General features: G+C 39.2%; 12 protein-coding genes. 6 read left to right on the forward strand and 6 right to left on the reverse strand.

The window, feature by feature from the left end; genetic code table 11:
- Positions 1 to 2: 2 nt before the first annotated feature.
- The 6 genes from mnmG to rpmH all read right to left on the reverse strand — a co-directional run bounded on the left by mnmG (position 3) and on the right by rpmH (position 5,731).
- Entirely contained in the window at positions 3 to 1,892 is a 1,890-nt protein-coding gene (gene mnmG, locus G6R08_RS10465; protein ID WP_163527919.1) for a tRNA uridine-5-carboxymethylaminomethyl(34) synthesis enzyme MnmG, read from the reverse strand.
- 68 nt (positions 1,893 to 1,960) lie between these two features.
- Positions 1,961 to 3,337: a tRNA uridine-5-carboxymethylaminomethyl(34) synthesis GTPase MnmE gene (gene mnmE / locus G6R08_RS10470; RefSeq protein ID WP_163527920.1), complete on the reverse strand. Its 1,377-nt coding sequence runs from the start codon at positions 3,335 to 3,337 to the stop codon at positions 1,961 to 1,963.
- A gap of 233 nt (positions 3,338 to 3,570) precedes the next feature.
- Positions 3,571 to 4,188 (reverse strand): RNA-binding cell elongation regulator Jag/EloR, encoded by a 618-nt coding sequence (jag, locus tag G6R08_RS10475; protein WP_163527921.1) that lies wholly within the window; start codon positions 4,186 to 4,188, stop codon positions 3,571 to 3,573.
- A complete protein-coding gene (gene spoIIIJ, locus G6R08_RS10480; protein ID WP_420810392.1) occupies positions 4,185 to 4,949 on the reverse strand; it encodes a YidC family membrane integrase SpoIIIJ in 765 nt (254 codons plus the stop codon). Before spoIIIJ ends, jag begins: the two co-directional genes overlap by 4 nt.
- A gap of 132 nt (positions 4,950 to 5,081) precedes the next feature.
- On the reverse strand, positions 5,082 to 5,435 hold the full coding sequence (rnpA, locus tag G6R08_RS10485) for a ribonuclease P protein component (protein ID WP_163527922.1): 354 nt from the start codon (positions 5,433 to 5,435) through the stop codon (positions 5,082 to 5,084).
- 161 nt (positions 5,436 to 5,596) lie between these two features.
- Positions 5,597 to 5,731 (reverse strand): 50S ribosomal protein L34, encoded by a 135-nt coding sequence (rpmH, locus tag G6R08_RS10490; RefSeq protein WP_079529046.1) that lies wholly within the window; start codon positions 5,729 to 5,731, stop codon positions 5,597 to 5,599.
- 661 nt (positions 5,732 to 6,392) lie between these two features.
- On the opposite strand from rpmH, the gene dnaA reads away from it, so the two are divergent.
- The 6 genes from dnaA to gyrB all read left to right on the forward strand — a co-directional run bounded on the left by dnaA (position 6,393) and on the right by gyrB (position 12,845).
- On the forward strand, positions 6,393 to 7,748 hold the full coding sequence (gene dnaA, locus G6R08_RS10495; RefSeq protein ID WP_163527923.1) for a chromosomal replication initiator protein DnaA: 1,356 nt from the start codon (positions 6,393 to 6,395) through the stop codon (positions 7,746 to 7,748).
- A 163-nt stretch (positions 7,749 to 7,911) separates the two neighbouring features.
- Positions 7,912 to 9,045 (forward strand): DNA polymerase III subunit beta, encoded by a 1,134-nt coding sequence (gene dnaN, locus G6R08_RS10500; protein ID WP_163527924.1) that lies wholly within the window; start codon positions 7,912 to 7,914, stop codon positions 9,043 to 9,045.
- Positions 9,046 to 9,218: 173 nt separating this feature from the next.
- Entirely contained in the window at positions 9,219 to 9,440 is a 222-nt protein-coding gene (gene yaaA / locus G6R08_RS10505; RefSeq protein ID WP_163527925.1) for a S4 domain-containing protein YaaA, read from the forward strand.
- A 14-nt stretch (positions 9,441 to 9,454) separates the two neighbouring features.
- On the forward strand, positions 9,455 to 10,573 hold the full coding sequence (gene recF, locus G6R08_RS10510) for a DNA replication/repair protein RecF (RefSeq protein WP_163527926.1): 1,119 nt from the start codon (positions 9,455 to 9,457) through the stop codon (positions 10,571 to 10,573).
- 9 nt (positions 10,574 to 10,582) lie between these two features.
- Positions 10,583 to 10,867, forward strand: a complete 285-nt coding sequence (gene remB, locus G6R08_RS10515; protein ID WP_079529051.1) for an extracellular matrix regulator RemB — start codon at positions 10,583 to 10,585, stop codon at positions 10,865 to 10,867.
- Positions 10,868 to 10,922: 55 nt separating this feature from the next.
- Positions 10,923 to 12,845, forward strand: a complete 1,923-nt coding sequence (gene gyrB, locus G6R08_RS10520; RefSeq protein WP_163527927.1) for a DNA topoisomerase (ATP-hydrolyzing) subunit B — start codon at positions 10,923 to 10,925, stop codon at positions 12,843 to 12,845.
- Positions 12,846 to 12,908: the final 63 nt, after the last annotated feature.

Consider the following 12,908-nt stretch of genomic DNA (forward strand, 5'->3'; position numbering starts at 1 on the left):
AATCATTCACCAGAAACACGGGCAATCTTGCCTTGTTCAATATAGACTAGCAAGATTGATACGTCTGAAGGGTTTACACCTGATACACGTGAAGCCTGCCCGACAGACAGTGGACATACGGATTTTAGCCGATCACGTGCTTCCGTAGCCAGTCCGTGAATATCATCATAGTCGATGTCTTCTGGAATCTTTTTTGTTTCCATTTTACGCATGCGTTCAATTTGCTCTAAAGCTTTTTTAATGTAACCGTAATACTTCACCTGTATTTCTACTTGCTCTGTGACGTCAGCTGGAAGCGTTGCATCACTAGGAGCAACTTTTGCAATCAGGTCATAGTTCATTTCAGGTCGACGCAACAAATCAGTTGCACGTACAGCTTCCTTTAATGGTGATCCGCCAGACTCCTTAACAACCGCCTGTACATCCTCTTCAGCTTTTAAAATGGTTTTCTCGAGGCGAGCTTTTTCTTCTTCAATTAGACGTTTCTTCTCGAGGAACCGTTCATAACGCTCATCAGAAATTGTACCGATTTGATGGCCAATCTCAGTTAAACGTAAGTCCGCATTATCGTGCCGCAGCATTAGACGGAATTCTGCACGAGAAGTAAGTAGCCGATAAGGTTCGCCTGTTCCTTTAGTAACAAGATCGTCGATCATGACGCCGATATAGCCCTGAGAACGATCTAAAATCAAAGGTTCTAAATTCAGTGCTTTAGCAGCTGCATTTATTCCAGCCATCAATCCTTGGCCTGCGGCTTCTTCATAGCCAGACGTACCGTTAATTTGTCCTGCTGTGAACAAGCCGCTAATTTGCTTCGTTTCAAGCGTTGGCCATAGCTGTGTAGGGACAACTGAATCATATTCAATGGCATAGCCTGCCCGCATAATTTCAGCATTCTCAAGGCCCGGAACGGTCTTCATCATTTCATTTTGCACATACTCCGGCAATGAAGTGGAAAGACCTTGAACGTATACTTCCTCCGTGTCACGGCCTTCAGGTTCAAGAAAAATCTGGTGTCGCGGTTTATCATTGAAGCGCACCACTTTATCTTCAATAGAAGGGCAATAACGTGGACCGGTCCCTTTGATCATTCCAGAATACATGGCGGAAAGGCCAAGATTTTCATTAATAATTCTATGGGTTTCTTCGTTCGTATACGTTAACCAGCACGGTATTTGATCAGTAATGAATTCTGTCGTTTCATAAGAGAAAGAACGTGGCTCTTCTTCCCCTGGCTGAATTTCTGTCTTTGAATAGTCAACGGTATGACTATTCACCCGCATAGGGGTACCTGTCTTGAAGCGAACCATTTCAATACCTAGCTCTTCCAAGTGTTCAGAAAGCGTTACGGAAGTACGCTGGTTGTTCGGTCCACTTTCGTAAGCAAGATCGCCAATGATGACTTTCCCGCGCATAAACGTACCTGTAGTTACGATTACACTCGGCGCATAGTAAGCTGCCTTCGTTTCTGTAATAACACCTTTGATTTGGTTATCTTCCACCATCAGCTTCTCTACCATACCCTGGCGCATAGTTAAGTTTTCTTGATTTTCTAGTATTTGTTTCATCTCTTTTATATAAAGAGGCTTATCTGCTTGAGCTCTTAAAGCACGAACAGCTGGACCTTTCCTTGTGTTAAGCAAACGCATTTGAATATGCGTTTTATCGATCACTTTACCCATAGCACCGCCCAATGCGTCAATTTCACGTACGACAATCCCTTTAGCCGGTCCTCCGATCGAAGGGTTACATGGCATAAACGCTACCATATCAAGATTAAGTGTAAGCATAAGCGTTTTTGCTCCACGTTTTGCGGAGGCAATTGCCGCTTCAACTCCAGCATGACCGGCACCAATAACAATTACATCATAATGCCCTGCATCGTAAGTCATTTTGGTTGTCTCTCCTTTTAAATAATTGTCCTAAACTATATCAAGTAGTTCCTGAACAGGTTATTTCTTTATTTCCCTAAACAAAATTGCGAGAACAATTGATCAATTAAACTTTCGTGGACAGCGTCCCCAATGATTTCACCAAGGATTTCCCACGTTCGGGTTACATCGATTTGTACAACATCTATCGGTACTCCCATTTCCATACCATCTTGTGCATCTTCTAAAGCTTCCTTTGCTTGTTTGAGAAGCTGGACGTGTCTTACATTGGAAACATAAGTCATATCACCGGTATCCAAATCACCTTCAAAAAAGGTGTTGGCAATCGCATTTTCGAGTTGATCGATGCCTTCTTCCCGAATCAACGCTGTGGTAATTACAGGATGGTCTCCAGCTAACCTTTCAACCTCGGAAAGATCTAGTTTTGGTTCAAGATCCATCTTATTGACAATGACAATGATGTTCATATCATAGACGGCCTCAAATAGTTTCCTGTCTTCTTCTGTAAGTTCATCTCCATAGTTTAACACAAGAAGAATGAGATCTGCTTCTTTTAATACCTTCCTGGAGCGTTCAACGCCAATCCGTTCAACTATATCTTCCGTTTCGCGGATTCCAGCCGTATCAACAAGCCGTAGTGGAACACCGCGTACGTTAACATACTCTTCGATCACATCACGTGTTGTCCCGGGTACTTCTGTAACAATTGCTTTATTTTCATGCACGAGAGCATTCATAAGGGATGATTTACCTACGTTGGGGCGGCCGATAATGGCCGTCCCTAACCCCTCTCGTAAAATTTTCCCCTGCCGTGCGGTTTCAAGCAGCTGTGTAACTTCTGCGTGAACTTCTTTCGTCTTGTCACGCATCATCTCATTCGACATTTCCTCTACATCATCATACTCAGGATAATCAATATTCACTTCGACATGTGCTAAAGTTTCAAGCAGCTTTTGCCTTAATTCTTGGATAAGGTTTGATAAACGTCCATCCATCTGCTTCAAAGCTACATTCATAGCCCTGTCTGTTTTAGCACGAATTAAATCCATCACTGCTTCAGCCTGTGACAAATCAATTCGGCCATTTAAAAAGGCTCGCTTCGTAAACTCCCCTGGCTCTGCTAAACGTGCTCCCTTTGCTAAAGCAATCTCAAGCACTCGGTTTACAGAGACAAGTCCGCCATGACAGTTGATTTCCACGATATCTTCCCGCGTAAATGTCTTCGGTGCCCGCATAGTTGAAACCATAACTTCTTCCGCCACTTCTCCAGTATCAGGGTCGATAATTTTACCATAATGCATCGTATGGGAATCTACATGATTTAAATCTTTTCCTTCAAATAAGCTTGCCGCAATTGATACAGCTTCAGGACCACTTAAACGGACAATGGCGATAGCTCCCTCACCCATTGGGGTTGAAATTGCTGTAATTGTATCACCTTCCATGCGCGGTCACCTCCTTTTTCTCATATTCATTTTATAGTTATCCACATGTGTTGGAATTATTGAAGTCACTAACTTATTAGATTACCACATCATCCCCTGTTTTGAAAAGATATCAACAGCTATTCTCTTACAAAATACTATAAACTTATCCACATGTGCATATCTGTGCTTGCGACTTAAAAGCAGATAAAAAAACTTCTGCCAAAGAGATTGGCAGAAGTTTTTATGAAACCTTATATGGGACGAATAATAATATGTCGTTTAGGATCTTTTCCAGCTGAATCAGTTTCTACTTTTTGATGATTCTGCAGCTTTGCATGAATAATCTTTCTTTCGTACGACGGCATCGGTTCGAGCTTTACAACATCATTCGTTCTTATCGCTTTATCAGCTAATCGATTCGCCAGGGTTTCCAATGTTTCTTGACGTCTGGCCCGATAGCCTTCTGCATCAAGCATAATGGTGTAAAATTGATCGGACTCACGATTGATCGCGAGTTGAGCTAGATACTGTAATGAATTCAATGTTTGTCCACGTTTTCCAATAAGCATAGCAATCTTATCACCGGAAAGTTCAATGGAAATATCTCGACCTTTTGCTTCAGTTTTTACTTGAACAGGTGAACCCATTTGTTCTGCTACTTGTATGATAAATGATTCAGCGTCCTGCACAGGATCTTTCATAATTGAAACTTTAACAATCGCTGGTTTCGTTCCAAAAACTCCAAAAAACCCTTTTTTACCTTCATCAATGACTTCAATATTTACTTGGTCTCTTGATGTCTGTAATTGCTCTAATGCTGATTGGACCGCTTCTTCAGCTGTATTTCCAGTAGCAGTCATCTCTCTCACTTAGCCGCGCCCCCTGTCGTATCCTTCATCATTGGTTTACGAATAAATAGTGTTTGTAAAATCATGACAATGTTTCCGACAATCCAGTATAGAGCCAGTGCGGATGGGAAGAAGAAAGCAAATGTACCGATCATTATCGGCATAATATATAACATCATTTGCATTTGCGGGTTCTGTCCTGCTGCCCCGCCAGCCATCATAAGCTTTTGCTGTAAAAATGTCGTAGCAGCTGTCAGAATGGCTAAAAATGGATCAGATTGACCTAATTCCATCCATAAAAAGCTATGTGTCTGAATCGTTTCCGTTCGCATAATCGCATGGTAAAAACCTATTAAAATAGGCATTTGTACGACGATCGGTAAACAACCTGCTAACGGATTGACCCCATTTTTCTGAAAAAGCTGCATCGTTTCTTGCTGTAATTTCTGTTGAGATTGAGCATCCTTAGAACTGTACTTTGAACGTAGTTCTTGAAGCTGAGGCTGAATATCCTGCATAGCTTTGGAACTTTTTAATTGTTTTACGTTTAACGGTAATAAAACAACGCGAATAATAATTGTCACAATAATAATAGATAACCCGTAGTTTCCTCCCGTAGAGTCAGCAAAAAACTGCAGGGTCTGGGATAATGGATAAACAATATATTCATTCCAGAATCCTTCACTTTCAGGAGTTATTTCCTGGTTTACTTGAGTACACCCAGATAAGAGCGTAAGCACACCTGTCATGGCAAGTAATGCTATCATTTTGTTACGCAACATCGTTCCTCCTAACTCTATCACTTTCACTTTTCTCTACCCCATAGTGTAGCACTATTTCATATGATAATTCTATATATTAATGGTCAAAAATTGCTGGATGAACGATTCAAACTGCTTCTCAATACTAATCGGTTAACGTCGTCTTTTCTTCTTCATTACTTTAGACCGAGTCAACACATGGGTTAAGCTGCTTTTCATTTCATGATAGCTCATTTTATATGTGGGTTTTCTAGCAATAATGACGAAATCAAACTGTGAAAATAATTCCGGCTCAAGCTCATGAAAAGCTTGTCTTAAGTATCGTTTGATTTGGTTTCTAACTACAGCAGATCCAATCTTTTTACTAACGGATAACCCAATGCGGAAATGTGGCTGGTGTTGTTTTTTTAAATAATAAAGAACAAGTTGTCGATTAGCGAATGACTGACCATGTTGAAATACTTGTTGAAATTCTTCATTTTTTTTAATTCGGTACGTTTTCTTCATGGAACAATGACCCCCGTGATTAGGTAAAGCCCGAATCATCTGGCAATTAGAGAAATTCCATTATGGGCCAACATGATTGAACCCTGAGGACCGGACTCTTATCCAGACTCATTCGGCTTATCACTAAACTAGAAAAAAAGACCACTGATTTGTTCAGTGGCCTATGCTGATAATACTTTTCTTCCTTTACGGCGGCGGCGAGCAAGAACGTTACGACCATTCTTAGTGCTCATGCGATTACGGAAGCCGTGTACTTTCTTACGCTTACGATTATTTGGTTGAAATGTGCGTTTCATTATATATACACCTCCTGAGGGGAATTTCCACTACATACATTTTAAAGGCAGTCCCGATAATTATAATCAATCACTAGATATGTGTCAACAACCATTTGAATTCTCCAATATTATGTTTTCCAGATCCTCCGTTATATAACAGAAGCTGTTACATAACAATAATTAAATTTTGTACGTTTGAAGCGAACATTCACAGGACCTGTGTATAATTTTTCGACTTTATTTTTCTATCCACAGCAAATATCGACAAGTTTATCACAAAATATAGTGCTGTGGACAGAATTCATCTACAAGTTGTTGAGATTGTGGATAAGCTTACAGAAACCATTGCAACAATACAGTTTATCTGATATTATATTTGTGTTTAACCGTGAAATATTGATCTCGGCAAAATCACTTATGCACAATTTGTGGATAAGCTGTGGACAGTTATTAACACCATTGTTTACAGACTTTTGCACAAGGGTGTGGATAATGAAAATAACAATCTAAAAAACTATGATTTCAACAAATTATTATCCACATTCTCCGTAGATGATTAGACAAAACAACTCTATACAGCTATGATACTATTGCCTTTCTATCCTTTTATCTACGTTCGAAAAAGAGAACGAAAGGCTTTTTTTGTTCCCTAACTTATTACAAAGAAAGGGGTGAAATTTTGGAAAACATCCACGAACTTTGGGACAATACCCTGGAAAAAATGAAAGAGAAAATTAGTAAACCAAGCTTTGAAACGTGGCTAAAAGCCACAAAGGCTGATTCTTTAAAAGAAAATACATTAATCATCGTAGCTCCTAATGAGTTCGCTCGTGATTGGCTTGAAAATCAGTATGAGGGATTGATTACCGAAACACTTCATGAGGTGACTGGTGCTGAATTAATTACTAAATTTATCATTCCAGAAACGAAAGACAACTCATTAGAAGATGTAAAAGTTTCATCTAAAAAGGTTTCAAACGAAAAAAATAATGAGACAGAAGAGTTTACACAAAGCATGCTTAATTCAAAAAACACCTTTGATACCTTTGTCATCGGATCCGGTAACCGGTTTGCCCATGCCGCTTCTCTTGCCGTAGCAGAGGCACCAGCAAAAGCCTATAATCCGTTGTTTATATATGGAGGAGTGGGGTTAGGGAAAACCCACCTCATGCATGCAATTGGCCATTATGTACTCGACCACAATCCAAATGCTAAAGTGGTTTATTTATCCTCTGAAAAATTTACGAATGAGTTCATAAACTCAATCCGAGATAATAAGGCAGTTAATTTTCGTAATAAATATCGTAGTGTAGATGTGCTTCTAATAGATGATATTCAATTTCTAGCAGGAAAAGAATCAACACAAGAAGAATTTTTCCATACTTTTAATACACTTCACGAAGAAAGTAAACAAATCGTTATTTCCAGTGACCGTCCGCCAAAAGAAATTCCAACTCTTGAGGATCGGCTCCGTTCTCGCTTTGAGTGGGGATTAATTACAGACATTACACCACCTGATTTAGAAACTAGAATTGCTATTTTACGTAAAAAGGCTAAAGCTGAAGGACTCGATATACCAAATGAAGTCATGCTATATATTGCTAATCAAATTGATACAAACATTCGCGAACTCGAAGGTGCACTTATCCGTATTGTTGCTTATTCTTCTTTAATCAATCGCGATATCAATGCATCATTAGCAGCTGAAGCTTTAAAAGATATTATTCCTAGCTCAAAACCTCGGGTTATTACTATAGAAGCCATACAGGAAATGGTTGGGGAAAAATATAATGTGAGATTAGAGGACTTTCCAGCCAAGAAACGAACTAAATCAATTGCATTTCCTAGACAAATTGCCATGTATCTATCAAGAGAATTAACCGACTTCTCTTTGCCTAAAATAGGAGAAGAATTTGGAGGACGGGACCATACCACCGTCATTCATGCCCATGAGAAAATCTCAAAAATGATCGCAACAGATCAACAATTGCAAAAGGAACTGGATGAAATTAAGGAGCAGCTAAAAGCTCACTAACTGAATAATGTGTATAACATAGTCACATTCATCAACAGTCTATCCACATGTGGATAGACTTTGTGCGCTTGATACTTTTGAAGTTATCCACAAATTCACAGCACCTAGTACTTCTATTACTATCTTTTTAAATAATAATTAATATATAAAAGGAGTGACTTCCATGAAATTTTCAATTCAAAGGGAACAATTAATGGAAAGCGTTCAACATGTTATGAAAGCTATTTCATCCAGAACAACGATCCCAATTTTAACGGGAATGAAATTAGAAGTAAGCCAGCAAGGGGTAAAGTTAACAGGAAGTGATTCAGACATTTCTATTGAATCATTTATTCCTGCTGAAGAAGATGGAATTGTTTATGTTGAAAACATTGAACCAGGAAGTGTGGTCCTACAAGCGAAGTATTTTCCTGAAATTGTACGGAAACTTCCTCAAAAAACCGTAGATATCGAAAGCGATAATCGAAGAAATATTACCATTCGCTCTGGCAAAGCGGAATTCCATTTAAATGGTCAAGACGCAGAGGAATACCCTCAGCTTCCTCAATTACATACTGAGGATAGTTTTGAACTTCCAATTGATCTTCTGAAAAATTTAATTCGTCAAACTGTATTTGCTGTCTCCACATCAGAAACTCGTCCTATTCTTACAGGGGTCCATGTAAAACTTGAAGAGGAAGAACTTCATTTTACTGCAACAGACAGCCATCGCCTTGCTTCAAGGAAAATTCCTTTAGAAACCAAAACTGATCTGCCGCCAGTGGTCATTCCGGGGAAAAGTTTAACGGAGCTTAATAAAATTCTCGGTGATTCGGAAGATACGATTGAACTAAGTGTGACGGAGAACCAGGTTTTATTCAGAACGAAGCATTTATATTTCCTATCACGTCTTTTAGATGGAAATTATCCAGAAACTTCACGATTAATTCCTGAAGAAAGTAAAACGACTGTTAAAATAGACACAAAGGAATTATTACAATCGGTTGACCGTGCTTCTTTACTTGCAAAAGAAAATCGTAACAATGTAGTTCGTCTGATTACGAAAGAAGACAATCAGATTGAAATCTACGGAAACTCACCTGAAGTAGGGAATGTAGTAGAAGAAGTAGTAGCAGATTCTATTGAAGGAGAAGATCTTAAGATTTCCTTTAGTGCAAAATACATGATGGATGCTTTAAAAGCTGTCGATTATGATCAAGTAAAAGTCGAATTCACGGGAGCTATGCGGCCATTCCTCATCCGCCCCGTAGATGATGAGCAAATACTACAACTGATTCTACCTGTACGTACTTATTAATGGCGGTATGAAAAAACTGTTATGGATAAAATCCGTAACGGTTTTTTCATTTTTATGACGAATTTGCATACAAAATAGCTAAATTATGTTATATTCTACTGTTTGCTTTTCTTAATGGCTTATTTTTAGTAAAATAGAAAGATAAGACAAACCAACATAAATAGGGTGAATATATGAGAGAACGTATCGGAATATCTACAGAATATATTCAGCTTGGTCAATTTCTAAAGCTGAGTAACGTCGTTGAATCAGGCGGGATGGTTAAGGTTTTTCTATCTGAATTCGAAGTGTTTGTAAATGAAGAACCTGAACAGCGGCGTGGAAGAAAATTATACCTGGGAGACGTCGTTGATATCCCTGAATTCGGTGTCTATGAAGTCGTTCGTGAAGAATAGCAGGAGATAAAACCATGTATATTCATGAATTGTCTCTAAGGTCATTTCGAAATTATCAACAACTTTCATTGACATTCGATCATACAATAAATGTCATAATTGGTGAAAACGCCCAGGGTAAAACCAATTTAATGGAAGCAATCTATACATTAGCTTTTACTCGTTCTCATCGCACCCCCCGGGATAAAGAATTAATACATTGGGATGCAGAGTATGCTAAAATAAAAGGTAGTATTTATAAACGAAACCGCCGTTTCCCGCTGGAAATCATCTTTTCAAAGAAAGGGAAGAAGGCGAAGTTAAACCATATCGAGCAAAAGAGGCTTAGCGACTATATTGGTTCTTTAAATGTTGTTATGTTTGCACCTGAGGATTTACACCTGGTAAAGGGAAGTCCTCAGGTGCGTCGTAGGTTTATCGACATGGAAATTGGTCAGATTCAGCCTAGATATATTTATCACTTAGGACAGTATCAAAAGGTTTTGCGTCAACGAAATCATTTATTAAAAGAACTGCAGCGAAAACCATCAGCTGATCGCACAATGTTAGGAGTATTGACAGATCAGCTGATTGAGCATGCCGTGACGTTAGTAGACCGACGTTTTAAATTCCTTCAATTGCTGCGCTCGTGGGCAGCCCCTATTCATGAGGGAATCAGCCGGAAACTGGAAAACCTTGAAATTACTTATGATTCTAGTGTAAAAGTATCAGAAGATATGGATTTGGCAACAATAAAGATAAACTACGAAGAAAAATTTAGAGATATAGAATCTAAAGAAATAGAGCGAGGTACTACTTTAGTAGGACCCCACCGTGATGATCTAATTTTTTATGTGAACGGGAAAGATGTTCAAACATACGGTTCACAGGGGCAGCAGCGGACAACAGCGTTGTCTTTAAAACTTGCAGAAATTGAGCTGATTCATAGTGAGGTTGGCGAATACCCAATCCTGCTCTTAGACGACGTCCTAAGTGAACTTGATGATTTCAGACAATCACATTTACTTCATACAATCCAGGGCAAAGTTCAAACATTTGTCTCAACGACAAGTATTGAAGGAATTGAACACGATGCCCTTAAAGAAGCGGAAATTTTTCGTGTTGTAAACGGAACGGTAGAGAATCAGAAATGAGGTGACGAGTTGTTTATTCACATTGGTGATGATCATGTTATTCAATCTAAAGATGTTGTGACCATCATTGATTACAGTCTCATGTCTTCTTCCTCTATCATTGAGGAAATGATTTTTAATCAGCGAAAGAATAAACAAGTGGTTGAAACAGAAGAGGATCATGCTAAATCGATTGTAATTACGAAGGATTATATTTATTTTAGTCCTTTATCGGTTTACACGTTAAAAAAACGTGCGAATATGATGACCACTCTAAATAAATTGGAAGATTACTCAGAAGAACAGGGAATCTAGTTTTGTTTCAATAAATAGCATATGCTAAACCACTTGAGAAATGTAGGTGAGTACCATGAAGGAAGAAATACTAGAAGAACAACAGTCCTATGATGAAAATCAAATACAGGTGCTAGAGGGATTAGAGGCGGTTCGAAAGCGTCCAGGTATGTATATCGGTTCTACAAATGAAAAGGGACTTCATCATTTAGTGTGGGAAATCGTCGATAACAGTATCGATGAGGCAATGGCAGGCTACTGCGATCATATCCAGGTAGTGATTGAAGAGGATAATAGCATTACTGTTATTGATAATGGACGAGGAGTCCCAGTAGGAATGCATGAAAAAGCAGGGCGTCCAGCTGTAGAAGTCATTATGACCGTCCTACATGCCGGCGGGAAATTTGGCGGCGGTGGCTACAAAGTCTCTGGTGGTTTGCATGGTGTTGGTGCTTCTGTTGTAAACGCATTGTCTTCAAAATTGGAAATTTACGTGCATCGTGATGGAAAAATACATTATCAAGAGTACCATCGTGGTGTCCCGCAGGAAGACTTGAAAGTAATTGGAGATACCGATATTACAGGAACACGAGTCCGATTCAAGCCAGACCCTGAAATTTTCTCTGAAACTCAAGAGTATCAATATGAAGTACTGGCAAGTCGTATTCGTGAACTTGCTTTCTTGAATAAAGGATTAACGATTACGATTGAAGATAAACGTACAGACGAGGAACCACAGCACTATTACTACGAAGGAGGCATTGTCTCCTATGTAGAGCACTTAAACCGTACTCGTGAGGCACTGCATGAGCCGTTTTTTATTGAGGATGAACAGGATGAAATTTCAATAGAAATTGCTATGCAGTATAATGACGGGTTTGCCAGTAATATTTATTCTTACGCCAACAATATTCATACCTATGAAGGCGGTACCCACGAATCAGGTTTTAAAACAGGCCTGACACGTGTGATTAATGATTACGCCAGAAAAAATAGCATGTTTAAAGAAACAGATCCTAATCTCACTGGTGATGACGTGCGTGAAGGATTAACGGCGATTATTTCAATTAAGCATCCGGATCCTCAATTTGAAGGACAAACAAAAACAAAGCTTGGAAATAGTGAAGCACGAACCATTACTGATTCTCTTTTCTCTGAAGGTTTATCCAAGTTCTTATTTGAGAATCCTGACATGGCGAAACTTGTAGTGGAAAAGGGATTAATGGCTTCCAGAGCACGTATGGCTGCCAAGAAAGCCAGAGAGTTAACACGCCGAAAGAATGCACTTGAGGTTTCGAATCTTCCAGGAAAGCTTGCGGATTGTTCATCAAAAGATGCCAACATTTCTGAACTCTATATCGTAGAGGGTGACTCTGCCGGCGGATCAGCTAAGCAAGGACGGGATCGCCATTTCCAGGCCATTCTGCCACTGCGAGGAAAGATTATTAATGTAGAGAAAGCCCGCTTAGATAAAATCCTTTCCAATAACGAAATTCGTACCATTATTACAGCACTCGGCACAGGTATTGGTGAAGAATTTGACATCTCAAAAGCCCGATATCACAAGGTTGTAATCATGACTGATGCGGACGTAGATGGTGCCCATATTAGAACCTTACTATTAACATTCTTCTACCGTTACATGCGCCCGCTCATTGAAAAGGGTTATATCTATATTGCTCAACCGCCATTGTATAAAATTCAACAGAGTAAAGCGATTTATTACACGTATAGTGATAGACAACTTGATGAGATCATGGCTAAACTTCCAAGTTCTCCAAAACCAGGCGTACAGCGTTATAAGGGTCTCGGTGAGATGAATCCGGAACAATTGTGGGAAACAACAATGGATCCGGAAACAAGAACCATGCTCCAAGTCGGCCTTGAGGATGCCATCGGTGCTGATGAAACATTTGATATCCTTATGGGAGATAAAGTTGAGCCGCGACGCAATTTTATACAAGAGAATGCTCAATATGTTAAGAATTTAGATATTTAAGAGTGAAAAGATCTCCTGTTTATGGGAATACGTTAGAACGGCTTTACGTCGTTTCTTTTCCTC

This window comes from Halobacillus ihumii, from assembly GCF_902726645.1.
GTDB lineage: Bacteria > Bacillota > Bacilli > Bacillales > Halobacillaceae > Halobacillus_A > Halobacillus_A ihumii.